Source organism: Thermogymnomonas acidicola (genome assembly GCF_014646795.1).
In the GTDB taxonomy this organism is placed as follows: Archaea; Thermoplasmatota; Thermoplasmata; order Thermoplasmatales; family Thermoplasmataceae; genus Thermogymnomonas; species Thermogymnomonas acidicola.
This window is the reverse complement of sequence record NZ_BMNY01000001.1, coordinates 942,629-967,660: the sequence shown is the minus strand read 5'-3', so window position 1 is coordinate 967,660 and position 25,032 is coordinate 942,629. Positions and strand designations below refer to the sequence as shown.

The 25,032-nt window shown below is 55.6% G+C and carries 26 protein-coding genes and 1 tRNA gene; 15 read left to right on the top strand and 12 right to left on the bottom strand.

Translation table 11 applies throughout. The features are described 5' to 3' along the window. Window positions 1–87 precede the first annotated feature (87 nt). Window positions 88–1,302, top strand: a complete 1,215-nt coding sequence (gene eno / locus IEW66_RS04940) for a phosphopyruvate hydratase (protein WP_188680804.1) — start codon at window positions 88–90, stop codon at window positions 1,300–1,302. Beyond that, window positions 1,299–2,069 (top strand): diphthine synthase, encoded by a 771-nt coding sequence (dph5, locus tag IEW66_RS04935; protein ID WP_188680802.1) that lies wholly within the window; start codon window positions 1,299–1,301, stop codon window positions 2,067–2,069. The genes eno and dph5 overlap by 4 nt, the downstream gene beginning before the upstream one ends. Here dph5 and IEW66_RS04930 read toward each other — a convergent pair. Both IEW66_RS04930 and hsp20 read right to left on the bottom strand, forming a co-directional pair. Continuing rightward, the gene (locus IEW66_RS04930; RefSeq protein ID WP_188680800.1) at window positions 2,061–2,660 is read right to left on the bottom strand and encodes an ArsR/SmtB family transcription factor; all 600 of its coding nucleotides are present in this window, start codon (window positions 2,658–2,660) and stop codon (window positions 2,061–2,063) included. The two genes, dph5 and IEW66_RS04930, sit on opposite strands and share 9 nt — an antisense overlap. Window positions 2,661–2,666: 6 nt before the next feature. Then, window positions 2,667–3,221 (bottom strand): archaeal heat shock protein Hsp20, encoded by a 555-nt coding sequence (hsp20, locus tag IEW66_RS04925; protein WP_188680798.1) that lies wholly within the window; start codon window positions 3,219–3,221, stop codon window positions 2,667–2,669. A 237-nt stretch (window positions 3,222–3,458) separates the two neighbouring features. On the opposite strand from hsp20, the gene IEW66_RS04920 reads away from it, so the two are divergent. Genes IEW66_RS04920 through IEW66_RS04905 form a run of 4 tightly spaced genes read left to right on the top strand, consistent with a single transcriptional unit; the run spans window position 3,459 to window position 6,898 of the window. Next, complete coding sequence (locus IEW66_RS04920; RefSeq protein ID WP_188680796.1) at window positions 3,459–5,171, top strand: FAD-binding protein; 1,713 nt, start codon at window positions 3,459–3,461, stop codon at window positions 5,169–5,171. Beyond that, on the top strand, window positions 5,171–5,962 hold the full coding sequence (locus IEW66_RS04915) for a succinate dehydrogenase/fumarate reductase iron-sulfur subunit (RefSeq protein ID WP_188680794.1): 792 nt from the start codon (window positions 5,171–5,173) through the stop codon (window positions 5,960–5,962). The genes IEW66_RS04920 and IEW66_RS04915 overlap by 1 nt, the downstream gene beginning before the upstream one ends. Beyond that, window positions 5,959–6,717 carry a hypothetical protein gene (locus IEW66_RS04910; protein WP_188680792.1) on the top strand — a complete coding sequence of 253 codons (759 nt, stop codon included), beginning with the start codon at window positions 5,959–5,961 and terminating at the stop codon, window positions 6,715–6,717. Before IEW66_RS04915 ends, IEW66_RS04910 begins: the two co-directional genes overlap by 4 nt. Before the next feature lie 10 nt (window positions 6,718–6,727). Beyond that, entirely contained in the window at window positions 6,728–6,898 is a 171-nt protein-coding gene (locus tag IEW66_RS04905) for a hypothetical protein (RefSeq protein ID WP_171823337.1), read from the top strand. A gap of 309 nt (window positions 6,899–7,207) precedes the next feature. On the opposite strand, the gene IEW66_RS04900 is transcribed toward IEW66_RS04905, so the two are convergent. Further along, window positions 7,208–7,852, bottom strand: a complete 645-nt coding sequence (locus IEW66_RS04900) for a DedA family protein (protein ID WP_188680790.1) — start codon at window positions 7,850–7,852, stop codon at window positions 7,208–7,210. Next, a complete protein-coding gene (locus IEW66_RS04895; protein WP_188680788.1) occupies window positions 7,852–8,355 on the bottom strand; it encodes a deoxycytidylate deaminase in 504 nt (167 codons plus the stop codon). The genes IEW66_RS04900 and IEW66_RS04895 overlap by 1 nt, the downstream gene beginning before the upstream one ends. A 200-nt stretch (window positions 8,356–8,555) precedes the next feature. Here IEW66_RS04895 and IEW66_RS04890 point away from each other — a divergent pair, with 200 nt between their 5' ends. From IEW66_RS04890 to IEW66_RS04880, 3 genes are all read left to right on the top strand, one after another. Continuing rightward, complete coding sequence (locus IEW66_RS04890; protein WP_188680785.1) at window positions 8,556–9,932, top strand: glycosyltransferase family 2 protein; 1,377 nt, start codon at window positions 8,556–8,558, stop codon at window positions 9,930–9,932. Window positions 9,933–10,026: 94 nt separating this feature from the next. Then, the gene (locus IEW66_RS04885) at window positions 10,027–10,530 is read left to right on the top strand and encodes a hypothetical protein (protein ID WP_188680783.1); all 504 of its coding nucleotides are present in this window, start codon (window positions 10,027–10,029) and stop codon (window positions 10,528–10,530) included. A gap of 33 nt (window positions 10,531–10,563) precedes the next feature. Beyond that, window positions 10,564–11,568: a BadF/BadG/BcrA/BcrD ATPase family protein gene (locus IEW66_RS04880; RefSeq protein WP_188680781.1), complete on the top strand. Its 1,005-nt coding sequence runs from the start codon at window positions 10,564–10,566 to the stop codon at window positions 11,566–11,568. 22 nt (window positions 11,569–11,590) lie between these two features. Here IEW66_RS04880 and IEW66_RS04875 read toward each other — a convergent pair. Further along, window positions 11,591–11,663 (bottom strand) — tRNA-Val (locus tag IEW66_RS04875). A gap of 156 nt (window positions 11,664–11,819) precedes the next feature. Between IEW66_RS04875 and IEW66_RS04870 the strand changes: the two genes are divergently transcribed. The 3 genes from IEW66_RS04870 to IEW66_RS04860 are packed head-to-tail and all read left to right on the top strand — an operon-like array spanning window position 11,820 to window position 14,890. Continuing rightward, complete coding sequence (locus IEW66_RS04870) at window positions 11,820–12,587, top strand: Rieske 2Fe-2S domain-containing protein (RefSeq protein ID WP_188680779.1); 768 nt, start codon at window positions 11,820–11,822, stop codon at window positions 12,585–12,587. A 13-nt stretch (window positions 12,588–12,600) separates the two neighbouring features. Beyond that, window positions 12,601–14,274, top strand: a complete 1,674-nt coding sequence (locus IEW66_RS04865; protein WP_188680777.1) for a cytochrome b — start codon at window positions 12,601–12,603, stop codon at window positions 14,272–14,274. Continuing rightward, window positions 14,267–14,890 (top strand): enoyl-CoA hydratase/isomerase family protein, encoded by a 624-nt coding sequence (locus IEW66_RS04860; RefSeq protein ID WP_188680775.1) that lies wholly within the window; start codon window positions 14,267–14,269, stop codon window positions 14,888–14,890. The genes IEW66_RS04865 and IEW66_RS04860 overlap by 8 nt, the downstream gene beginning before the upstream one ends. A gap of 2 nt (window positions 14,891–14,892) precedes the next feature. On the opposite strand, the gene IEW66_RS04855 is transcribed toward IEW66_RS04860, so the two are convergent. Beyond that, a complete protein-coding gene (locus IEW66_RS04855) occupies window positions 14,893–15,561 on the bottom strand; it encodes a DUF92 domain-containing protein (RefSeq protein WP_306789767.1) in 669 nt (222 codons plus the stop codon). A gap of 51 nt (window positions 15,562–15,612) precedes the next feature. Further along, window positions 15,613–16,623 carry a pyridoxal 5'-phosphate synthase lyase subunit PdxS gene (pdxS, locus tag IEW66_RS04850; protein ID WP_188680773.1) on the bottom strand — a complete coding sequence of 337 codons (1,011 nt, stop codon included), beginning with the start codon at window positions 16,621–16,623 and terminating at the stop codon, window positions 15,613–15,615. A gap of 241 nt (window positions 16,624–16,864) precedes the next feature. Between pdxS and IEW66_RS04845 the strand changes: the two genes are divergently transcribed. Genes IEW66_RS04845 through IEW66_RS04835 form a run of 3 tightly spaced genes read left to right on the top strand, consistent with a single transcriptional unit; the run spans window position 16,865 to window position 19,733 of the window. Continuing rightward, window positions 16,865–17,848 carry a sulfite exporter TauE/SafE family protein gene (locus IEW66_RS04845; RefSeq protein WP_188680771.1) on the top strand — a complete coding sequence of 328 codons (984 nt, stop codon included), beginning with the start codon at window positions 16,865–16,867 and terminating at the stop codon, window positions 17,846–17,848. Continuing rightward, a complete protein-coding gene (locus IEW66_RS04840) occupies window positions 17,848–18,231 on the top strand; it encodes a DUF1634 domain-containing protein (RefSeq protein WP_188680769.1) in 384 nt (127 codons plus the stop codon). The genes IEW66_RS04845 and IEW66_RS04840 overlap by 1 nt, the downstream gene beginning before the upstream one ends. A 47-nt stretch (window positions 18,232–18,278) precedes the next feature. Continuing rightward, entirely contained in the window at window positions 18,279–19,733 is a 1,455-nt protein-coding gene (locus IEW66_RS04835) for an FAD-dependent oxidoreductase (protein ID WP_188680767.1), read from the top strand. A gap of 88 nt (window positions 19,734–19,821) precedes the next feature. Here the strand turns inward: IEW66_RS04835 and serS are convergent, their stop codons facing one another. From serS to IEW66_RS04810, 5 genes are all read right to left on the bottom strand, one after another. Beyond that, window positions 19,822–21,147: a serine--tRNA ligase gene (gene serS / locus IEW66_RS04830; RefSeq protein WP_188680764.1), complete on the bottom strand. Its 1,326-nt coding sequence runs from the start codon at window positions 21,145–21,147 to the stop codon at window positions 19,822–19,824. A 39-nt stretch (window positions 21,148–21,186) separates the two neighbouring features. Next, the gene (locus IEW66_RS04825) at window positions 21,187–21,792 is read right to left on the bottom strand and encodes a hypothetical protein (RefSeq protein ID WP_194446413.1); all 606 of its coding nucleotides are present in this window, start codon (window positions 21,790–21,792) and stop codon (window positions 21,187–21,189) included. 48 nt (window positions 21,793–21,840) lie between these two features. Then, entirely contained in the window at window positions 21,841–23,061 is a 1,221-nt protein-coding gene (locus tag IEW66_RS04820; protein WP_188680761.1) for a 2,3-bisphosphoglycerate-independent phosphoglycerate mutase, read from the bottom strand. Then, window positions 23,058–24,314 (bottom strand): adenosylhomocysteinase, encoded by a 1,257-nt coding sequence (locus IEW66_RS04815; RefSeq protein ID WP_188680758.1) that lies wholly within the window; start codon window positions 24,312–24,314, stop codon window positions 23,058–23,060. The genes IEW66_RS04820 and IEW66_RS04815 overlap by 4 nt, the downstream gene beginning before the upstream one ends. 69 nt (window positions 24,315–24,383) lie before the next feature. After that, window positions 24,384–25,010 (bottom strand): RibD family protein, encoded by a 627-nt coding sequence (locus IEW66_RS04810; protein WP_188680756.1) that lies wholly within the window; start codon window positions 25,008–25,010, stop codon window positions 24,384–24,386. Window positions 25,011–25,032 lie beyond the last annotated feature (22 nt).

The following is a 25,032-nucleotide window of genomic DNA, read 5'->3' as shown; positions in this document are numbered from 1 at the left end:
GCTGCCAGAGGCATGCAGGTATATGGTGCTGTGCCACGCACTCATGCCTTTACGGTAAAGTTAAACAGTGTGAGGAGATATTCCGCCATGCCATCGCTACCCATCGAGCAGGCCAGGTTGAGGAAGATACTTGATTCCAGGGGAAACCTCACGGTGGAGGCAGAGCTTGTTTCCGGGAAGGTAAGGGCAACCGCATCGGCCCCCTCGGGCGCAAGCACCGGTGAGACCGAGGTTGTGGCTTTCTCAAAGTCAGGCATAGATGAAGCGTTCGATTTCTTCAACAGGAGGGTGAAGAACTACATACTCGGCTTCAATGCCCTGGACCAGAGGGGCTTCGATTCCCTCCTCCACGAGATAGATGGGACTGAGAACTTCAGCAACATGGGCGGAAACGTCTCCACTGCCCTATCAATATGTGCGGCAAAGCTGGCTTCCTCGTACCTCGGTATCCCGCTCTACAGGTACGTAGGGGGGACGGCATACGGGAGGCCGCCCAGCCCGCTTGGAAACGTCATAGGTGGTGGCAAGCACACCAGGAACGGCACTACCATACAGGAGTTCCTGGTCTCTGCCCAGGGTGGGAGCACCCTCGAATCCATGATCACGAACGCGATGGTGCACAGGAGGGTAGGGGAGAAGCTGAGCCAGGAGCTGCCGGGGTGCAGTGTTGGTCTCGGGGACGAAAAGGCCTGGACTGCAAGCATCACCGACGAGAAGGCCATGGAAATACTGAGGGAGAGCGTGGATGAGGTCTCGAAGGAGCGCGGCGTCAGGATCCTGACAGGGACAGACCTGGCCGCCAGCGAGTTCTTTGATGGGAAGCACTACGTTTACAGGGACAGGAAGCTGAGCAGGGACGAGCAGATAGACTTCGCTGTTTCGCTCGCAAGGGAATACGGCTTCTACTACATAGAGGACCCAATGGACGAGAGGGACTTTGAGGGCTTTGCTGAAATAACAAAAAAGGTCGGCGGCTCTGCCCTTGTCGTGGGTGATGACCTCTACACCACAAACCCGAGGAGGATTGCGGAAGGCATAGAGAAGAAGGCCACCAACGGCGTGCTGATAAAGGTGAACCAGATCGGCACTCTCTCCGATACAGTGGAATCCGTGAAGCTGGCAACAAGGGCTGGAATGCTCAACACCATATCACACAGGAGCGGCGAGACCACAGACGACTTCATAGCACACCTGGGGGTGGCGTTCAGCTCCAGGTTCATCAAGTCGGGCACGATCGGAGGCGAGAGGCTGGCAAAGCTGAACGAACTCATAAGGATAGAGGAGGAACTGAGCACAGATTGACGCTCTGCATAATGGGCATGGGCCTCAGGGGGGCCGATTCACTGACCCTCCTGGAAGTGGAGAGGCTTAGGAGAGCAGACGAAGTGCTCCTTGATACATACACCTCCTTCATACCCCCTGGGACTGTTGAAAGGATCAGGGAGCTCACGGGCAAGGAGGTGAGGCTCTGCGGAAGGACAGAACTTGAGGAGCACGGATGGCTCATAGAGATGAGCAGAAACAGGCTTGTGTGCCTCCTAGTCCCAGGAGACGCACTGTCAGCGACCACACACAACCAGGTCAGGATGAGCGCGGTAAGGGCGGGCGTGGATGTAGAGGTTCTAGAAAACGCATCGATCCTGAACACCTGGCACGGGAGGCTCGGCCTGCTTTCTTACAAGGTGGGCCCGCCGGTCTCAATGCCCTTCACCGACGAGAGGTTCTTTCCCCTGAGTGTTGCGGACAAGGTCAGGAGGAACCTTGAGAATGGCCTCCACACACTCCTTCTGCTGGACCTGGACCGCAACAGGGAGAACCTGGACCCTCACACAGCGCTCAGGACACTCCTGGCCATGGCACAGAGAAGAAACTACGATAACCCTAACGAAGGGACCATGGCATGCGTCCTATCCGGCCTCGGCCAGCCGTGGGAGAAGGTTGTCTGTGGGAAGATCAGCGACCTCCTGCAAACGGAGATCGGGTTCAGGAGCCCGGTGAGCATAGCCATATTAGCCAGCCTGGACTTCAGCGAAGAGGAGATGCTTTCAGCCTTCTGCCAGTCAGTCTGAGTGCTTGCCAAGATACTGGCCCACCATGCTCCTCACGATCTCCACGGGCAACCCCAGCTCCTGTGCAGCAGTTTCGGCGTCCATGCTGGAGATGTATGTGGTCAGGACTTCACGGGTGAAGGGATCTGGGAAATCCTCCTCTATCAGCCTTTTTGCCCTCCTGATTATCGAGTCCTTGAGGGATATCAGCTTCTCCCTCTCCTTCATGAGGCTGTCAAGCCTGCTGTTCACGTCCCTGAGCCTCTCCAGGAGTTCGTCTATGCTTCCCCCCTCCACCTCCTCTCCGTTTTCCAGTGGATAGCGCTTCATATCGAAGAAGCTCCTGGAGTAATCGATGACGAGGGTTGAAAACCCGGTGGGCCTGTAGACCTTCCTGGGGGCACCCGAGGGGCTTGGGACTACGCCCACGGGTATCACCAGGTTGGCCCTCTCCAGGATGTCGAAATGCTTCATTATTGCCTGCTGTGACACACCAACGATCCTGCTGATCTCGAGCGCGTATGACTCTGTTTCCAGGAGGCGCTTTATTATCTGCCTCCTGGTCTCGTTCTCCAGTGCGGCTATGAAGTCGTCCACGCCGTCACCGATCATACAGGATCACTCTATGGTCACTGTCCTGCCGCTGCCTGTGGAGCCGCCTTCCTTCTCCACAGTCACGTCCAGTATGCCGTTGGTGAACTTTGCCCTGGCAGTGTTGGGCTTCAGCTTGAAGTCGAAGTCCATGCTCTTGAAGTACTTCCTCGGGCCCTCCCTGACATCGAGCGTTATGTTGTTCTCCGTCACATTGAGCTTGATGTTCTCCTTGGCTACCCCGGGCAGCTCGTAAGTCACATAGACCTTGTCCCTGTCCACGTTCAGGTCAGTTATAGGCTCCCTGACGTCCTTCTCAACTGGCTGGCCTAGCCCAGGTACCCTCATCCCCGGGAGGTTGCCGAACTCCTCGAACACAGGCCTGCCGTCTGGCCCTACCTTGTACGTGAAGCCGTACACATAGGGGCCGTAAGTCCTGACATCCGGGTCCCTGAGCAGCCTGTCCCATATCCTCTTCATCCTCTCATTTATCTTGTTTATGTCGATGCCGAAGTCGCTGAAGAAGTCGTCGAAGAAGTCGTCGTCCCAGTCGTCCATGTCCCTGTTCCTCCTTCCAACCATCTTTACCACCTCCAGTTGGTAACCTTCAGTTACCAACCTGATATTGCCTACCACTATATAAACATTTCTCATGTTTATGTACCCCGTATGTCCGTCCATGAAAACTTTTTAAAAAATAGGGGGATACCCACCAGTCAATGATACAGTCAGGATCCGGATCCTGGAATGGATCCCACCTTGGGTTCCGGTCAATCCATCCGGTGACGGGTCGGATGTGTGTTGCTGGAGGTCTTTTTTATGGACTACAAGAAGATGGACTGTGATGTCCTTGTAATAGGTGCCGGTGGCGCTGGAATGAGGGCAGCGCTTGCCGCCAGTGAGATGGGCGCAAAGGTCATAATGGTGTCCAAGTCCCTGCTGGGCAAGGCCCACACGGTGATGGCAGAGGGGGGCATTGCCGCTGCGCTGGGCAACGTCGATCCAGACGACAACTGGCAGGTGCACTTCGCAGACATAATAGAGGAGGGCGTGTACCTGTCGAACTGGAGGATGGCAGAGATCCTGGCAAAGGAGGCGCCAGATAGGGTCTACGAGCTGGAGAGCTACGGGGCGCTCTTCGACAGGACCCCTGATGGCAGGATACTGCAAAGGGCCTTTGGAGGCCACAGCAAGAGAAGGCTATGCCACGTGGGTGACAAGACTGGCCTGGAGATGCTCAGGACACTGGAAGATCAGATACTGCACAGGGACGTCACCGCGCTTGACGAGATATACATAACGAAGCTTGTGAAGAAGGACAATGCTGTGGTGGGAGCGATAGGAATAGAGATGCACACAGGGGAGTTCATACTCTTCAGGGCCAAGGCCACAATACTGGCCACGGGCGGCTGTGGCAGGGTCTACAAGGTCACCTCCAACTCCTGGGAGTCCACAGGCGATGGCATAGGTCTGGCCTACAACGCAGGCGCCATACTCCAGGACATGGAGATGATACAGTTCCACCCGACAGGCATGGTCTATCCCCCTGGCGTTAGGGGACTGCTGGTCACAGAGGGTGTCAGGGGAGAGGGTGGTATCCTCTACAACTCCAAGGGAGAGAGGTTCATGCTCAGGTACTCGCCTGAGAAGAAAGAGCTGGACGCCAGGGATGTGGTGGCCAGGGCAAATTACAACGAGATCATCGAGGGCAGGGGGACACCCCACGGCGGCGTCTACCTGGACATATCCTACAAGGGCGCTGCGTTCATAAAGCAGAAGCTCCCAGGAATGTACCAGCAGTTCCTGGACTTTGCCGGCGTCGACATAACGAAGGAGAAGATGGAGGTAGCGCCGACGGTGCACTACCAGATGGGGGGTGTAAGGGTCGACCCGGACACAACCGCAACCAACGTGCCTGGCCTCTTTGCTGCCGGAGAGGTCGCATGCGGGCTGCACGGGGCAAACAGGCTCGGCGGTAATTCACTGGCCGATATCCTTGTCTTCGGGAAAAGGAGCGGAGAGGCTGCGGCCAAGTATGCAAGCGACAAGAAGATTGCAGAAATAGAAGACTCTGAGGTGCAGGAGGAGATCAACAGGGTCCTCTCCTACCTAAAGCCCGGAGGCGTGAACCCGTACCTCCTGGTGGACGAGCTCACGGAGACCATGTCCAACAAGGTCGGCATAGTGAGGAATGGGCCGGACCTGGAAAGTGCCCTCCAGAAGATACTGGAGCTCAAGGAGGAGTACAAGAAGGTCTCTGTGCCAGGCGGGCGCAAGTACAACCACGGTCTCTTCACGGCCCTGGAGTTAGGCAACATGCTCATAGCTGCCGAGGCCATAGTGAGGAGCGCAATAATGAGGACAGAGAGCCGCGGCGCACACACCAGGAAGGACTACCCGAAGAAGGACAGGAACTGGCTCAAGAACATAATCCTGTGGAAGGAGGGCGATACCATGAAGATGGACACTGTGCCGGTTCCTGAAATGCCAGAGGAGCTGAAGAAGCTGGTGAAGCCGGAGGTGTACCAGTAATGGCGGACAGAGAGGTGACGCTGTCCATTTTCAGGTTCGACCCTGAAAAGGACAAAGAGGGCAGGTTCGTGGACTACAAGGTGCCAACGGTTGAGGGGATGGTTGTCCTCGATGCTGTCAGGTACGTCCAGGAGAAGATAGACACAACGCTGGCCATAAGGTGGAACTGCAAGGCGGCCAGGTGTGGCTCGTGCTCTGCGGAGATCAACAACAGGCCCGCCCTCATGTGCAAGACCAGGATCGACACACTCGGAGACAGGATAACCGTTGCTCCCATGAGGGCGTTTCCCGTGATAAGAGACCTCGTTACAGACGTGGACGAGAACTACAGGATAATGAGCAAGATACCGAAGTTCACCGTCAGGAAGGAATTAATGAACCCTGAGGCCGAGGGAAAGAAGCACCAGGATGTGTGGAGGATACAGCAGATCAACGTGGAGAGGGCAAAGGAGTTCAAGAAGTGCATAGAGTGCTTCCTGTGCCAGGACGTCTGCCACGTGGTGAGGGAGCACAAGTCCGGCTACTTCGGCCCCAGGCACATAGTGAAGGCGGCATCCCTTGACATGCACCCACTTGACATAGTGAACAGGGCGAAGTTCCTGAACGAGGAGGGAGGCCTGGGGTACTGCAACATAACAAAGTGCTGCCAGGAGGTGTGCCCTGAGCACATACATATCACCGACAATGCAATAATACCAGAGAAGGAGAGGGCAGTGGACCTGCAGTATGACCCCCTCATGCACGCCATAAAGAGGAGGTTGATGAAGAAGAGAGGTGAGACTGTAGCATGATAGCCAACAAAGAGGGAAAGGAAAGCGTGGTGACGATAAACGCTGAAACCCACGACACGAGCCTGATACCTGCCGAATTCAGGGAGCCCAACTGGAGGATATGGTCCTTTATCCTTGTCGTCATACTGGCCATTTACCTGCTCACGCAGTTCCCCGTAAGGGAGACTGATGGCCTCATCGATCCCTTCTATTCCCCAACCGTTCTGGTGCTCCCCATTGTGGGTCTCTTCAGGCTCACATGCTACGCTTACAGGAAGGACTACCACAGGCACATATTCAGCCACCCCATGGCCTGCAGGGCAGACGTGAGGCACGAGAACACAAAGAGGAAGTACAACGGGGAGACCAGGTTCTTCAGGGTTGAGAACGTGCACAGGTATTTCATGTACGCCTCATGGCCCATAATACCATTCTTCTTCTACGACGTCTACGTATCGATAACCTACAAGGGCTTCGCAGAGCTGTCCCTCGGCTCAATCATACTGCTAATAAACGCGATCTTCGTCACACTCTACACGTTCTCTTGCCACTCTCTCAGGCACGTGACTGCAGGAGGGGCTGAGTGCTTCGGTTGCGTGTTCAACCAGTCCCAGCCGAGGAGCTCCGCAAGGTGGGGATTCTTCAGGTTCCAGTCAGCCCTCAACAGGCACCACGAGGCACTGGCCTGGACGAGCCTTTCGCTCCTGATATTCGTGGACCTTTACATAAGGGCACTGGGCGTCCACATGTTCCCCAACATAATCCTGATACACTGAGGTGAGGTGAATGAAGAGCATAATGAACAGCAGGGCAAGATACCCACTATTCTTCACGGGCCTCTTTGTCATAGAGCTCGCAGGCCTGCTCCTCAAGTTTGCACACATAACTGAACTGACCGTTGAGGTGATGGCCGGGATAGGTTTCGTAATCTTTCTGCTTTCCTTCATTGTCCCCTAAAACATATTTTAAAAACCCACATTTTGGCACCAATTGCCTGATGTGCCTCCTCGGCGTGATCTAAAAATAGCAATGTAGGCTAATTGACCGGTGGAAAGCGCAGGGTTGGCCCATTATAGCGTCTCCCTTCCGGGCACCACGGGCATGCAAGCCCGGTTCGGAATTGCAGGGTGGCAGCCACCTACGATGGTGCAAGCCAGGAAAGGAAGTAAGTGCGCTGTTGCTTTGGTTTCACATACCAGGGAACTGCGAGGAGCAGGTACTCCTGCGAAGAAAGTAGCGGGTGAAGCATTGTTTAAGGTACTGGAACTAGTTTCCAGCACCCCTCCTCAGAGACCTGTACTTGGTGTAGGCTATATAGAGTATCACAAGGACAGCTGCCACCACAGCAACGTATGTGTACTTGTCAAAGAAGTTCACAGCCACTTCCCAGCTCCTCCCGAGCTTCATGCCCAGGTATACCAGCACTATGTCCCAGATGAGTGAACCGGCAAAGCTCAGCCCGAGGAACTTCTTCAGATCCATCTCACCTATTCCCGCAGGTATGGATATGAATGTCCTGAACACCGGCACGAGCCTTGTGAAGAAAACAGACGCAGGCCCGTACTTCCTGAACCACTCCTCCGTCCTCCTTACAGATTTCTCGTCCAGCGCCACGTATTTTCCGAACTTCATTATCAGAGGTATCCCGCCGTACCTCCCGATGGCATAGGCTATGTAGGCTCCCACCAGGTTGCCCAGAGTACCCGCAAGGACAAGCAGGGCAAAGGCCGGCACGTTCATGTAAGCGGGCAGCCCGCCCGAAACCACCAGGTAGCCTCCGAATAGCATCACAACCTCCGAGGGTATCGGGAGCAGCATGCCCTCGAGCAGCATCAGGCCAAATATCCCCGGGTATCCTATCGTCTGGATTATCGAGAGGATCAGGTTCACAACCTCAACGACTATCCCCATCAGTCCTCACCACTCAGTTCTGGAGGGATCTCACCCAGCATGGCACGCACTTCACTCTTTGGAAGGCTGAACTGCCTGGTCGACATATCGCTCTCTATCAGCATGAGCTCCGAGAGGTCGTCAGGGTACCCCTCAGCGTAAACGATCTCCCTGATGTGGGCGTTGATGAGCATCTTCGCACATACCACGCAGGGATGCGTGGTGACATATATCACGGCATCCTTTATGCTCACCCCATGCACCGCAGCCTGTATTATCGCGTTCTGCTCTGCATGCAGTCCGCGGCAGAGCTCATGCCGCTCCCCCGATTTTATGTCCATTATGTTCCTGACACACCCAGCAACATCGCAGTGGGCAGACCCTGATGGCGGCCCGTTGTACCCTGTGGCCAGAACGTTCCGGTCCTTCACGATCACTGCCCCGACCTTCCTCCGCACACAGTTTGACCTGGATGCGGCCAAGAAGGCCATCCTCATGAAATATGTATCCCAGTCCGGTTGCAACTCGATCTAGCCTGTAATTCTTCCCAATAAAATACTTTTTCAATGTGTAAAAACAGGAGAAGGGCTGTGGTAACCTCGGGAAATGTATAAAAATTAAACTAAAAATAATTTATCGTGACATATACACAGTTTGGATTATATCACCACCTAGGCATAAATTGTTATTAATAACCTCCGAATCAAAGACATCGACCGGAGAGATGTTTGGTAATAGAAGGAGAGGGAACAGGGACTTCAAGAAGGGGAACATGCTACACCTCCTCATAATCTTCCTGGTAAGTGTCCCTGTGCTCTACTACTCCGTTCAGCACGCTTTCATAGGTAGGGGGAGCTACTTTGTAGGGTTCATATGGTCCCTCTACTTCCCTGCCGCTGTCATAGGAACCGTGGGGGCATTCGGTGCGAGCCGCTATGCCACACCGAGGTTCGAAGGTAGGGTCTCGAAACTGGTGGTGTTCACCATACCATCCGTCGGGAGCATGGATGTGCTCCCCGCACTTTCCAGGGTGATACAGTCGATCCTCACATTCGCGCCGCTCCACCTGGATAGGTTCAGGATCGATGTGGTCGTGGATGAGGGATCAGAGGGAATTCCGACGCTCCTCAGGACTTTCGGGGATTCGATCAACCTTGTCACCGTGCCTTCAGGGTTCAGGTGCAGGAACGGGGCAAAGAATAAGGCCAGGGCACTGGAATACGCAAGGATTGTAAGGGAAAGAGAGGGGCTGGCCAGGGACGATGTGTTCATATACCACCTCGACGACGACACCGCTGTTGGGGCAGATACCATAAAGTCCATAGCGCAGTTCATAAGCGAGGACGACGGAGTAAGTTATCACCTGGCACAGGGTGTCCTGAGCTTCCCATACGACCTCTCAAAGTCATGGATAGCAAGGGTCGCTGATTCTATAAGGCCCTCTGACGACCTGACCAGGTTCCACTTCTTCACCGGCATACTGGGTAGGCCCCTGGCCGGACTGCACGGTGAACACCTCCTTGTGAGGTCGTCTGTGGAGAACAGGATCGGGTGGGACTTCGGTGTCAACAGGCTCGAAGACTCTTACTTTGGCCTGGTATTCTCACAGTTATACCCTGGAAAGAGCAAGTTCCTCAACTCCTTTGTCTACGGGGCCTCGCCTCCAACGATCTACGACTTCATAAAACAGAGGAGGCGCTGGTACTCCGGTTTCCTGCAGCTTGTATTCTCGAACAAGCTGAGGCCCAAGGTCAAGATACCCATGGTGCTCTACACAATATCCTACGCTGTGAGTCCTTTCCAGTATGCGGTCATAGTGGTTGTGGCCTCCATGCTGTTCGGTGTCCAGGTTGTGCCTGACATACCGTGGCTCGTGCCTCTGTGGGCGTTCACTATGGCGTACCAGCTGTGGATGTACCTGGAAGGCTTCAGGATCAACAGGTACGTCACGAAGCACATGAGGATAGAGTGGTGGTACAACGCCCTGGTGATTCCGCTCATATACATATCCGGCGGCGTCGAGGCGGTGGCGGCTGCCCATGCAATCGCAGACTTCGTGAAGAAGAAGGATTCTTTCCACGTGATCAGGAAGCCTATGTGAGATGCGGGGTGGAGAAATTTTTTAACCACTTTTTCAATCATGTCCAGATCACGATGCAGGGCCGCATTCCGAATGAGACGCTGAGGTGGTGTGATTGAAGGGATGGTTGGCTGCCATTCTGGCTATTGTTGTGGTGGCCGTGGGTATAGGAATAGGGCATGCCGCTGCCTCAGCCATCAACTACAGCTCACAGCAGCAAGTGCTCAACATCACTGCAGTTAGCCCCACCAATATCACGATCAACAGCACAGACTACAAGGACACTTTCAACATAACGGTCAACTTCACGACCACCGACGCAACAGTTTACATCTACGACCTTCCGCCAGCGATAGAGGCGCAGGCAAACGGCTCAGGAAACTTCACCGTGACTCAGCTGATAAACCTGACATCGTCCACATCCACAACGATCTACCCCAAGTCCTCCTCGGTCCCACTGAGGGCTCCAGACAGCTACTCGTACATACTCACTTTCAGTGTCAACCCTGAGGCTTACGCCTTTGCCTCCAACGGGACGTACAACCTGACCATTGTGGTTGAGAATGAGTACACGAACCTGAATGCACTGACCCATGTGAGCCTCGTTGTCCAGAAGTGAAAAAATCAATAAACACTATACCTTACCCACCCCATGCTTGTTTCTGTGGATGGCGGGGCCACAAAAACCGTTGCCATTCTCTATGACGAATCTGAGGACAGCATAGTCTCATGCGGCGTATCCGGGCCGTCTAACTTCACGAGCGTTCCGGAAGAGGTTGCAGTACAGAACATATTAAAGGCCCTGGAAATGGCCGGTATTAGTTCGAATCCGGTCAGGCATTTTTATTTCGGCCTCGCGGGTGTTGGTGATTCCCAGAAGGACACGGAGACAGGGAAAAGGATATGCAGCAGGGTCTCAGGAGGAAGGCCTTTCATTGTCGAGAATGACGGGTCAGCCGCGTACTTCCTGGCCAACATGAGCAGCGACGGTTTTGTCTTCGCCGGTGGCACAGGCAGCGTCTGCTTTGTGCAAAAGGATGGGGAGCTCAAAAGGCTCGCAGGTTGGGGCTGGCTGTGCGGTGACGAGGCCTCCGGGTACTGGTTCGGCCTGAGGGCACTTAACCTGGCGACCAGGGAGGCAGACGGGATAATGGAGAGCCGGGACTTCGTGAGGCTCGTCGAGGGCCACTATGGCCTGCCACTGAGGGACGCCATATCGGAGGCCCAGAGGAACTTTTCTAAGAGAAGGATAGCTGCTCTTGCCCCGGGCCTTGTGGACATCGCCAGGATGGGGAACAGGGAGGCTGACAAGGTGCTCGAGGAGGCCTCTGGATACATAGCGTCGCTACTGCACTCCTCCGGGGTGCAAGGAAGCGGAGACGTGAGTGTCCTGGGCGGTACTATGCTTGCCGGAGAGGCCTACCTGAAGAAGATAAGGAAGAGGGTCGGAAGGGCACTGCATTACTTTTACGGCTACCAGGTGGCCGTTGGTGGTCTCATGAGGATGATGCAGAACCTCGGCCTGGATGTGGATAGAGCCACCAGGGACAGGTTCCTTAGGGAACTGGATGACAGGATAAGCTCACTGCCTAGGGATTCAGTTATGGAGAACCTCTTCTTCGCCAAGCCACCTGGAAGGTTCGGTACCTTTGATTAGAAACTGAGACCAGTGAACCCAATGGGCCTGACCGGGTTCGAACCGGTGACCTCCGCCTTGTAAGGGCGACATCATGACCACTAGACTACAGGCCCTTTACCTGGATGCTGCATAGTTATGCTTTTAAAATACCTTTGCCTGTGATAGGAGGGGAGAAAGTGCTCCAGCCCTGGCCTGCCCCCGTTGCGCTCCATAGTCGGGCAAGGCACAATCTGGAAAATTATTATAAGTAGTGTTACAATCTCTAGACGATGCCGTCGGATGATGAACCTGTTGACGAGGGCAAGAGGAATTTTCTCAAGGTAATGGTTGCTGTATCCGTGATTGCAGCGGCAGGCGGAGCTGTTAAGGCAGTGCTGCAGAACGTGAAGACACCGGTGGCTGGCATAACCTCGTTCCCGACGATGCAGCTCTACTGGGTGCCTCCGAATTCAACCAGCTCCATCCCTGTACCTCTGAAGACAGCAGACTTCCCGACAAACTCACCCAGCATATTCGTCTTTGATTACCCGCTCCAGGGTGAGCCAAATTTCCTGCTTAAGCTGGCAGATGCCAGCGGGAAGCCCATAAAGATCGAGAGCACGGAGGTGACCATACCTGCGACGGGTGCGAAGTTCATGTCAGCACCCGGCGTGGGGCCAGACCAGAACATCGTTGCATCAAGTGCAATCTGCGAGCACCTCGGCTGCGTGCCACCAATCATACATTATTACACACCGGGTACGCCCATCCCGGGACACCCCGGCCTGGTGAACACATACAAGAACGGCCTGATACACTGCAACTGCCACGGTAGCACATACGACCCACTGCACGGCTTTGCCGTGGTGACCGGGCCCACGGCCAAGCCTTTGCCCAACGTAGTGCTTGAGTGGGACCCTGTGAGTGATACCCTTTACGTGAAATCAATGGTTGGGCCAACAATATACGGCAAGCCCTCAGACCTGAGTGGCGGCACTCCGTTTCCGGTGGGTACGACAACCACAACGGTCACTGACCTGGGAACCCCGTCTTCGTGAGGTGAATCGATAGATGGACATACCCAAGAGAGGAATTAGTGAAACCATACTTGGCAAGGACCCGCTCCACATACAGGACCTCCCGCTTAGGCGCGTACCTGACTACATGAGGAAGAAGGGGGGCTTCCTTTACTGGACAGGCGCGCTTGTCTCGATCGCCTTCATTTACCAAGTCATAACCGGCCTGCTCCTCCTTCTCTACTATAACCCGGCAAACGCATACGCTACCACTGAGACGATCATAAACGAGGTGCCATTCGGGTCCCTGCTCCTCACAACGCACCTCTACGGTGCATACGCGATGATAGCACTTGTCTACATACACATGTTCAGGAACTACTTCATGGGCGCCTACAAGAAGCCAAGGCAGCTGCAGTGGATCACCGGCGTCATACTCCTCCTCCTGACCGTTGGCGTGGGTTACTTCGGCTACTCCATGACGGGGGACGTGCTCTCAGTGGATGCCACGGACGTGGGCAGGGGCATTGCACTCTCTGTGCCAGTCATAGGCCCCTGGCTTGAGAACGTCTTCTTTGGAAACGGCACCACAACAGGCCTCTTCATAAGGATGCTGGGATGGCACATAATTTTGGCCGCTCTGGTGGGCCTGCTGTTTGGCTTCCACTTCTTCATGGCAGAGGCAAACGGAATGATGCCCTCCAACAAGGAATCGAAGTACAGGGCACCTGCCATAGACGAGGAGAAGCCCACATACAAGCCCTGGAGCCCTTACAACCTGGCGTTCACTGTGCAGCTTGCTCTGATGACGTTCGGCATCATAATCCTCATACCATCAGTTGTGGCACTGCTTCCAAATGTACCTGCACTCTTTTCACCATTCCCGCAGGTATCGCCCAGCAGTTCACTCGCATCCTTCGTGCCCCCGTACCCACCATGGTTCCTGCTATTCGTCTACAAGGCAGTGGACTTCGAGATGTTCACGGCATTCGGTGGCCTTGAGGCCCTGGCTGCCACGATCACGTTTGCAGTGATCCCTCTCATCTACTTCATAATAATACCGTTCATAGACAACAGCAACGACCTCCACCCGCTTGCCAGGCCAGTTGTAACAGCCTTCGGCATACTAGGTATCATCTACCTTGTGATACTGTCACTCTGGGGTGCTCTTGCGCCCGGTGTGGAGATCCCTGGCTGGGAGACTGCCGCAGTCGTTGTGCCTCCGTTCGTCCTAGTCGTTGGAGGAATGCTGGCCCTTGGCAGGCTCTACAAGAAGGGTAGGCTGAGGGTAGGAGCCAGGAGCATGCTGGCCTCGTTCATAATATTCGCAATGATCATGTCTGTGGGCATATTTGAGTTCGCCCAGAACTTCTCGGCTTTCCTCGCACACTCTGATGGCCTGAACCTGGTCAGCTCGATCTTCACCGGCGGAGTGACCGTCTTTGCAGCAGTCGGTACGATGAAGAGCGCTGACGTCTCGCAGAAGATTGAGATGGCAATGGGGGAGACCGTAAAGAAGCCAAAGAACGTACACTACATGAGCCAGAACACAGCCATCGCACTCACATCGATCATAGCGATAGCGATGATAGCCATAGCTTACGTCATATCAGGCCTGAACCCGACATATGTCCCCAACGAGTCCGAGTTTGGCATAGGACTAGGCGTGCTCCTGATACTTGCGGGCATAGTCCTCAGGATCTACAGGGCTGCGAACTACCATGAGTGACGTTAGGGTCGTGGGATACCACGACATCTCTTTTTGGAGAGAGGGAAGCATCGGGATAGTCGTTTTCAGGAGCAATACCGCAGGCATCGCAAGTGAGAATGCAATAAAAGAGGCCATATCTGTCCTCGGGATCGCTTCGGTCGACAGTGACGTCAGGGCCCTTGCGCTTACAGGAATGAACAGCATCTTTTTGAGGGGCATACAGTGGGGGAAGTCGGTGGATCTGGGTGCCATAAGGGCCTTCGTATCTCTCCTGATAGGGCTTGACAAACCTGTGTTCACCATTGTCAACGGTGACGCAATAAACGAGGGTTACGAAATAGCCATGCTGGGTGACGTGGTGATCGCATCGGAGGGCTCCATGCTCGGGCTCTCACCTGGCTACAGGTTCAGCATGTGCGGCTCACTCTCCATGTCCAGGTCCAGGAGGCTCTGGATCTCAAGGGCAGAGGCAGGCGTGAACTGCGACATTGTCCTGCCCAGGGAAAGGTTCCTCGAGGACGCCAGGTCGATCATGGAGGAGAACAAGGGTTTCCAGTTCCACCTCATGAGGAGGGCCAGGTTCAGCAACTTCAGGGAAGCCCTGGATGCAGAACACCTGGCACAGGTGACCTGAGTTCAGTAGAATATCAGTGCAGATATGATGACAGGGAGGAGTGAGGATATAAGGTTGACCTCCCCCTTAGTGAGCTTTTCACGGTTTTCCAGGGTTGCTCCAAGGACACTGTCTATCTGGCACCCCAGGAAGCCCATCAGGACAACAGCCGCAAAGTAAGCTGGGTTTGGCCTGCCTGGAACCAGGATGAGGTAGGCTATGCCTACAATGAGGGAACCCCCGAGCGCTGCCATTTCCCCGGTCAGGGATACGCCGCCATTGACGCCGGGCACTGTCCTCTTGAAGTTCGTTATCATGTAGACGTTCCTGTCTATAACGCCTATTTCGCTTGCAAACGTATCAGCGTTCACCACTGACAGCGAGATGGCAAAGAGGGTGAAATAGGGGAGGTGGGCTGGCCTCAGGAAGTTGAAGAGTGTTAAGACCGTTCCAACCAGGGCTGCGTAGAATACGTTTGACCCCCTCCTCTCCCCATGTGCGCCCTCCTGCAGGTTATTCTTCGTCTTGTATTCCATGTAAGCCCTGGTAGCGAAGTGAGAAGACACTGCGAACACTATCAGCAGTATGAGCCACCTTATTGATCCCAGGAAACCGACTATGAGGCCGACCAGGAGCGCTGCAACGCTACCCTTGAGGTCGAAGATGCTCAGTTTCAGGGACAGTATGAACAGCGCTGCGAGCAGCGCTACGGTGACCAGGGATGTGAGCAGATCAGGGGTCGTTTACCATCCTCTCTCCTGCAACCTCATTTCCTGCGGTATTGTGGAGATGTCCGTGCCACGCATTCCGGAGAGTCCCTTCGAGACCTCGCCTATCATCTTGTAGTCCTCGAAGTTCTCCACAGCCTCCACTATTGCGCTGGCCATCTTCTCCGGGTTGGGGCTCTTGAATATACCGCTCCCCACGAACACGCCATCGACGCCCAGCTTCATCATCAGGGCACCGTCCGCTGGCGTTGCAACGCCCCCAGCCGCGAAGTTGACCACCGGCAACCTCCTCAGCCTCTTTATCTCCTTCAGTATGGAGAGGATTTCCTTCACGATCCTGTCGTAGTCAAGGCCGTAATAGACCCTGGAGAGGGATAGCTTGTCCTCGTCCCCCAGCAGCTCCTTCGAGACCTCCCTGCGCAGCTTGCTGTAAGAAGATGCAATGTTCTCGGCCACCCTGGAGATTTCATCACTGGACATCTCCGAAAGAACGGATATTCCCTCGTTGACAAGGCGTATGTGCCTCACTGCCTCAATTATGTTGCCCGTTCCTGCCTCCCCCTTCGTCCTTATCATTGCGGCACCCTCGAATATCCTCCTCACTGCCTCTGAGAGTGTCCGGGCCCCACACACAACCGGCACCTTCAGCTCCCTCTTGTACAGGTGGAAGAACGGGTCAGCCGGGGTCAGCACCTCACTCTCATCCAGCATGTCCACACCGAGGGCCTCCAGGATGTATCCCTCGCTCAGGTGGCCTATTCTCACCTTGGCCATCACAGGTATCGAAACCGCGTCCATAATCTCCTTTATCTTCTCCGGGTCAGCCATCCTCGCCACTCCGCCGGCCGCCCTTATGTCGGCAGGCACCTTTTCAAGGGCCATAACCGCCACAGCGCCTGCGGACTCTGCTATCCTTGCCTGCTCCGCATTGGTGACGTCCATTATGACGCCACCCTTGGTCATCTTGGCAAACCCCCTCTTGAGGAGCTCCTGGCCATGGCGCAGTTCCTCAATGTTTACTGGCATGATGTGGTTAATCCACTGTCCCTATTTATATTTCACACGTGCCCTGGCCCCCAAATGTTTTAGTAAGTTGGAACGCTTCTCTTGTTGGTATACTTCCAAGGATTGAATGAACTACAATATATCCAATTAAAAACACCTCTGGGTGCACAGCCACAGGGAGCGTATTGAATAACTTTCAGTAGTCCATATAAAGTGTGAACCAGGTAATAAGTAATTTATCTAATCAGGGAATACCCAGTTGATGCTGACTTACATCGGCGCAATCATCAGGTTCATCAGCATAGTTGCAGGTGGTATTTTCGCTGGTCTCCTCGGTTCCCTCACTGGCCTGGGAGGGGGTACAGTGCTTGTCCCTCTCCTCACGATCTTCTACGGCGTTCCCATAATCTTTGCAACCGGAGCAAGCCTTGTGTCGACGATAGCCACATCAGCGGGCTCAGCGAGCGCATACACCAGGGACAGGATAACAAACGTGAAGGTGGGTGTTGGCCTTGAAGTCGCAACGACGCTTGGCGCCATTTTCGGCTCAATACTCGCTGTTGACATATACAGGCACTCGCTTCAGTGGGTCATATACATAGTGTTTGGCATTGTACTCCTGTTCTCCCTTATACCCACCATAAAGAAGGGTAAGTACGAGATACCCCAGAAGATGGACCCTGACTGGACAACGAGGGTATTCCAGCTCTCTGGATCCTACTACGATGCGAGGCTCAAGAAGAGGGTAGATTACAATGGAGTGAGATGGTGGCTCGGCGAGATAATCATGTTCTTCGCGGGCACCATATCGGGCCTCCTGGGCATCGGGAGCGGGGCCCTCAAGGTGCTGGGCATGGACTGGGCCATGAACCTGCCCATGAAGGTGACCACAACCACAAGCAACTTCATGATCGGCATAACTGCCGCCACAGGCAGTTCAATATACTGGTACGAGGGCTACATACAGGTTTTCATAGCCGCTGCAACTGCCATAGGCGTCCTCACCGGGGCCTTCATAGGTGCAAAGATACTGGTGAGGATGACGAACAAGAACATAAGGTGGATCTTCTTCGGCGTCCTTTCATTCCTCGGGGTTGAGATGGTACTCAAGGGCCTTTACATAAGGGACATAATAAGCATAGCCACATTAATCCAGTTCATAATATCGGTGGTGTTCGCGATTGTGATGATACTTGGCCTGTACCTATCAAACACGAGGGGCCAGAGGAAGGAGGTGACGACCTGATGGTTGAGAGGGACACTGTGGTCTCCTACGTCCTCAGGGCAGGAGTGATAACGAGCGTGACGCTCATCCTGCTCGGGGTGCTCCTTATATTTGCGAGGCACGGAGCGGACGGCTTCTCCGTCCTCCAGCTGGCAGCCTACCACAACACCCTTGATTCGAAGTACATATACCTGAACCACATCCTCTCCGGCATAGCCTCCCTGGACGGCGTTTACTTCATAACCCTCGGCCTCTGGGTGCTCATATTCACCCCCATAACCGTGGTTGTGTTCTCGCTGGCGACCTTCATAGAGCAGAAGAACTCGCTTTACATAGGCCTAGCCGCGGTGGTGCTCTTCGACCTGTTCTTCGCAATGATCGTGGTGCCCAGGATCATTGGGTGATGGGCAAATGTTAATACTGGAAGAGAAATTACTGAGGTGAATTAGTTATGCTGAACCTGGAGCGCGTGAAGATCACCCATGAAGACCCGGCAGAGAGGCTCAAGGGTTTCACGCTTGAACCAGTCAGGGGCTACACAGATGAGGAGGCTGTTGCCGAGGCTTCCAGGTGTCTCGGGTGCAACATCTGCACGCAGGCATGCCCTGCAAGCCTGGATATAGGGGCTTACATTAGGAACGTTTCAGTTGGCGATCCGGCCGAGACCGTGAGGATAATATTCGAGACCCTTCCATTCCCTGCTGTGATAGGCAGGGTCTGCACGCACATGTGCGAGGACATATGCGTCCTCTTCGACACAGGCGGCCCGCTGGCGATAAGGCACCTGAAGAGGTACGCGGCGGACAAGTTCGACGACTACTCGAAGATAATAGATGTGCCCAGGCGCAAGTTCATAAACAAAAGGGTGGCCGTCATAGGCGGAGGCCCGGCAGGCCTCACTGCGGCATACTACCTCTCCATACAGGGCGTCAAGGTGACCGTGTTCGAGAAGCTGCCCGCACTGGGCGGCTTCATGAAGACCGGGATACCGAGGTACAGGCTGCCACAGGACGTCCTGGACAAGGAAATAGGCTTCATCCTCTCTCACGGCGTGGAGGTGAGGCTGAACACTGAGGTGGGCAGGGACATATCCTTCGAGGAGATAATGAACACCTACGATGCCGTATTCCTTGCCGTCGGCAACCAGAAACCGAGGATGACCGGCACGCCAGGGAGCGACGCGCCCAATGTGGTGCACGCCACAGAGTTCCTGAGGAGGGTCAGCTTCGGCGAGAGGCCGGATGTTGGCGAGAATGTGGTGATAATCGGTGGCGGCTTCACTGCCAATGATGCCTCAAGGACCTCCCTGAGGCTCGGGGCCAAGAACGTCTACATAATGTACAGGAGGAGGGAGGTGGACAGGCCAGGTTACCCGTCCCTCAATGCAGACGAGGAGATGGAGGAGTCGTTGGAGGAGGGTGTCCACTACATCTGGGAAGTCACGCCCTTCGAGTACGTGAAGGAGAACGGCAGGGTCGTGAAGGTGAGGTACTGGCAGAACGAGATGGTCATGGAGGGCCGTGGCAGGGCCAAACCGGTGCCAAAGAAGGACAAGGTGCTTGAGATAAAGGCGGACTACGTCATAGAGGCGACGGGCCAGGAGACCGATTACTCCTTCATGGGTGAGAAGTACATGAGGCAGCTCAGGCTCACGCCACAGGGACAGCCAATACTCGACATGTACGGGATGACGTCCATACCCGGCGTCTTTTCCGGCGGAGATTCAACGAACACCAACAGGGATCTCATCTCAGCGGTGAGGGACGCTGATATCTCCGTCGTCGGCATTCTCAGGTACCTGAACGTCATGGACCAGGTGGTGGAGGAGAAGCTGCCGATAGTGGACAGGTGGAAGAAGTACTCACCTACCATTGCCAAGAACGCGTACGCAGAGAGGTCAAGGTGACACGCAGCGGGATGCCGATCTGGTTGGGTTCAGTGAAAATGCTGTTGAATTTTTACCCGTAATCAGTGAGACACTGGGCCAGCCTGAGCTACTCACCTATGTGGTCGAAGCCTGTGTATGGAACCAGGACCTTCGGTACTTCTATCACCTTTCCGTCATCGCGCTGGAAGTTCTCGACTATGGCAACCAGCGTCCTTGTGGTGGCCACCGCCGTGCTGTTCAGTGTGTGCACGAACTTGTTTCCCTCGCTGCTGCGGTACTTTATGGAGAGTGCCCTGGCCTGGTAATCTGTGTCGTTGGAGGCCGAGACCACCTCACGGAACCTGCCCTGCGCGGGGAACCAGGCCTCTATGTCGTACTTCTTTGCAGCCAGCCTTCCTAGCTCCCCGGAACAGACGTTGACAACCCTGTACGGTATGCCAAGGTTCCTGTATATCGTCTCGGCGTTGTTCAGGATCTCCTCAAGGAACTCCCAGCTCTGGTCCTCCCTGCAGAAGACGAACTGCTCCACTTTGTTGAACTGGTGCACCCTGAATATGCCCTTCGTGTCCTTGCCATGCGAACCGGCTTCACGCCTGAAGCAGGCGGACAGGCCAGCCACCCTCATGGGCAGGTCCCTCTCCTCCAGGAACTCCCCGCTGAACATGGAGGCTATGGGATGCTCGGACGTCGATATCAGGTAAAGATCTTCACCCTCTATCTTGTACAGCGTGTCCCTGAATGTCTCTATGTCAGTTGCGCCGGACATGCTCTCGAGGTTGAGCATGAATGGTGGCTCCACCACACTGAAGCCCCTCTCAGACAGGAAGTCAATGGCGTAATTTATGAGAGCCAGTTCAAGCTTCAGGAGCCTGTTCTTTATGAAGTAGAACCGGCTGCCGGCTATCTTCGCTGCCCTCTCCAGGTCGACCAGGTTGAGCTCAGGGAGTATGTCCACGTGGCTCCTGGGCCTCTTCTCTATGATCTCGTACTCCATCCCGCCACCGTTGGCCCTCATGTAGCCCTCGTCCTCCCTGCACACCTTCGCCACTCCCCAGCTCCTCACCACCACGTTGTTGTCATCACCGAAGCATACGGGCACAGAGCTGTGTATCAGGTTCGGGATCATTCTCAGCACCCTGTCCCTCTCCCTCTCTATGGCCTCCTGTTCCCTTTCAAGCTGCTCTATCTCACCGTTAATGCCCTTCACCTTCTCCCTGAGGGCCTCCGCGTCTCCACCAGATTTCACAGCCTGGGCCACCTGCGCGGTGATCACGTTCTTGCTGTGCTTCAGTTCGTTAAGCCTCCTGCTGTTCTCCCTCCACCTCCTGTCCAGGTCGAAGAAGCTGTCCAGGACAGAGACGTCGAATCCCCTGGCCCTGCAGGAATCGTAGAAAGGCTTTGGGTCCTCCCTCAGGCTCCTGACGTCGATCATGCAGACCCTTATCCCTGGGTAGTATTAAAAGTGCCTTGGTTATTCCAGGTAAGACCAGGAGGGGCTGTCTCCGGAGTCATCGGTGTCTTCCCTGGGGGCCTCCCCTGCAACCGTTGTTGCCTGCCTCCCACCGAGGTAGATCCTCTCCTTCCTGATCTGCGAGGAGTGGTGGCCACCGATGAGGCTGAAGGTGTTAAGTATTATCAGGGCCGAGGGCACGAAGATTGTGAATGACCTCAGGAGCCCATAGGCCGTGTGGATGGAAAACAGTACAGATGAGGCGTTGATCACTCCCGAGGTGGAGAGTGTGAGTAGCGTGCCTTCGATGTATGTTCCCGCAACGTGGAGGACACCCGTCCTGAATGGCGCCAGGGAGAGGGCCAGTATTTCAAAAACCGCGGTGGTAACGAGGGAAGAGACCAGGGCCCTGCCCATTGTGCCCGATTTCCGCCCCGAAAGGTAGCCTGCCAGCGCCGGGCCCGCCACCGGGAGCCATATGAGGAGGGCTGTGAAGAGCAGGCAGAGGCCAATGCCCTGTGCCTGGGAGTAAACCATGGGGGCCTCAAGCCCGGAGAACTGGCGCCCCGATCTCATGCTCCTGCCGAGGCCATACGGACTCCTCTTCCTCCCGTCCTCCATGGTCATGCGTTTGTCAGACAGATAACAAGCTGAAAATATTTAAATGTATCCCGCTCAGGCCCCGTACTTCTCGGAAAGCCCGGCGGCCTGCTTCAGGTACTCGATAAGTTCCGTGCCCCTTAGCCTCAGCGCACCCCTTGCCACGGACACCTCGTCGAATGACATCACGGAGTCCCTCCTCCCGTCCGGGGAAAAAACGAGGAGGGGCACAGGGTCCCCGGAGTGCTCACCTGTGCTGCACGGTGTGCTGTGATCGCCTGTGACCGCTATGACAGCCCTGTCTGCCACCTCCAGGATCCTGCCCATGGCCCTGTCCGCCCTCTCGATGACACCCTTCTTCTCCACAGGGTTCCTGTCATGGCCTGCGACGTCAGTGCCCTTTATGTTCACTATCACGAACCTGTGCCTCCTGCTGGCCTCCACCGCTGCGGCGATCTTGCCGTCCACGTTTGTGTACAGTGAACCCGTGGCGCCCTCCACCTTTATGACCTCCATGCCCAGGAGTGCACATATGCCCGTGATCATGGGTATGCCCGCGATGCAGGCCCCGCTGAAGCCGTGTACCTGCCTGAAAGGTGGCAGGTCTGGCACCCTCCCTGCTCCCCTGACGAGCAGTTCATTTGCGGGGCCCTTTCCCTCAGACCTCCTCCTCACATTCACCGGATGCCTTTCGAGCGCCTCCCTGGCCTCCTTAAGGTACCTGTTCAGGACGGATGCCGTCCTCTCCGCCCCCTTATCCAGGGCCACCACCTCCCTCGGTGGCTTTCCCACGTCGTGAGGGTCTGAATCTGAAAGCGCGTCTGAGAGGCCTTCACCCCTCATGACCAGTGCGCCCCTGTGCTCAACACCGGGGCGGAATATGAACTCAACGCCATCGATCTCCCTGTTGAGCACCTCCGACAGCTCTTCTGTGCCGGATGATATCCTACCTGCCCTCCTGTCCGTGATCGTGCCGCCTTCCCTTGTGGCAAAGTTGGCCCTGAAGGCAATGTCACCGGGCCTGACCTCAATGCCGAGGCCCATGGCCTCGAAGGGGCCCCTGCCCGTGTAGTACCTCCTTGGGTCGTAGCCAAGCAGGGAGAGGTGCGATGTGTCGGAACCGGCCACAACTCCGGGAGAGACTGTGTCAAGGAGACCCGTAATGCCGAGCCTTGCCATCCTGTTCAGGTTGGGCCTGTACGCGGCCTGGAGAGCTGTCCTGTTCCCCAGGGCAGGGTTCGGCCTGTCGCCAAGGCCGTCAAAGACTATGAGGATCACAGACCTGCCGGTGCTCATGTGCCCTCCTCCCAGGACTCCGCGTACCTCTCCTGCTCACTGTCAAGCCTGTCTATCTCAACACCCATGCTCTCCAGCTTGAGCCTGGCCACCTCCATGTCTATCTCCCTGGGCACCGGGTAGACACGCCTCTCCAGCCTGTGGTGGTTCTCTGCAAGGTACCTGGCCGTGAGGGCCTGTATGGCGAAGCTCATGTCCATGATCTCCGCGGGGTGCCCCTGCCCCGCCGCCAGGTTCACTAGCCTGCCCTCAGATATCAGGTACACCCTGTTGCCGTTCTCGAGCCTGAACATGTCAACATGGTCGCGCACCCTCCTCCTCTCCATGCTCCTACTCACCAGGACGTCCACCTCTATCTCGTTGTTGAAGTGGCCTGAGTTGGCAAGTATGAGGCCTGGCTTGGCCTGGAGGAGGTCGTCGTAGCGGACAACGTTCTTCATACCTGTAGCGGTAACCACAATGTCAGCATGCCTCAGCGCCTGTGACATTCTCTCCACCCTGAACCCATCCATGATGGCCTCAACGGCCTTGACAGGGTCTATCTCAGTCACGGTCACCGAGGCGCCCATGCCCCTCATCCTCATGGCAATGCCCTTGCCACAGAAACCATAGCCTGCCACCACCACATCTTTCCCGGCTATGACCAGGTTCGTGGCGTTCATTATGCCGTCCAGCGTGCTCTGGCCAGTTCCGTACCTGTTGTCGAAGAAGTGCTTCATCATTGCGTCGTTCACATCGAACATGGGGAACCTCAGGACGCCGTTCTTCTCCATGGCCCTGAGCCTCACCACTCCGGTGGTCGTTTCCTCGTTCCCTCCGATGACGGTATCAATGTCCTTCCTTTCCGTGTGCAGCAGCCGGACGAGGTCACCGCCGTCGTCCACCACTATGTCTGGCCCTATGTCGAGAACCCTGTTAAGGTAATCGTAGTACTCCTCGTTCGTCTCCCCTCTCCTGGCATACACTGACAGGCCGAAGTCCTCTTTCAGGGATGCCACAACGGAATCGTCTGTGCTCAGTGGGTTGCAGGATGCTAGCCTGACGTCCGCACCCCCCTCCCTGAAGAGGAGTGCAAGTATTCCAGTCTTGGCCTCCACGTGGAGTGCCATTGCAACCTTCATGCCCCTGAAGGGCCTTTCCCTCTGGAACGATTCCCTGACCTTCGCCATCACAGGCATGTGTTCCCTGGCCCATTCAAGGCGCAGGAAACCGCGTTCCCTCTGGTCTATCCCGGCAGAAGCACCGTCTGACATGCTGGTATCGCATGTCTCTGGCTCTGTTTAACTTTATGCACACACCGTCCGCCATTCACAGGACCGTGGTCACAGAATGGCCCTGGCAGCGGCCCCGGGGTCTATCTGGAGCAGGACGCCACCCTCCATGAGCCGTGATGAGGTAACAAGGCCGGAGATTTCAGTGTCCGTCGAGAATAACCTTGTCCCACCATCGGGGAGCACCAGGTAGGAGAGGAAGAGTGTGAAGGTATCGACCACGCCTTCCCTCAGGAATGACGAAACGGTCTTCCTGCCGCCCTCCAGGAGCACTGACCTGAATCCCTGCGAGTGCATGAAGGAGAGGACAGAGCGGACACTGACACCCTGAGGCATGTGCACCACCGTCGCCCCTTCCACCTCACCCGGCCTCTCTGAGAATATGATCGTCCTGGCACTGCCCCTGGTGATCCTTGAGCCTGCCGGCGTCCTCAGGTGCGGATCGATCACCGCCCTGACCGGCAGCCTCGGTACACCCTGTCCCCTGGGCACCAGCTCCGGGTCGTCCGAGATCACTGTGTTCACGCCCACGATTATGGCATCAACGCTCCCCCTGAGCTGCATAACCCTCTTCCAGTCCTCGTCGCTTGATATGTTTGCTCGCCTACCTCCCGGTCCGGATATGTATCCGTTGAGGCTCATCGCCATGTTGACGTGCACAGCAGGCCTGGAGGGCATGCTTGTGGATGCTGAACTTGTT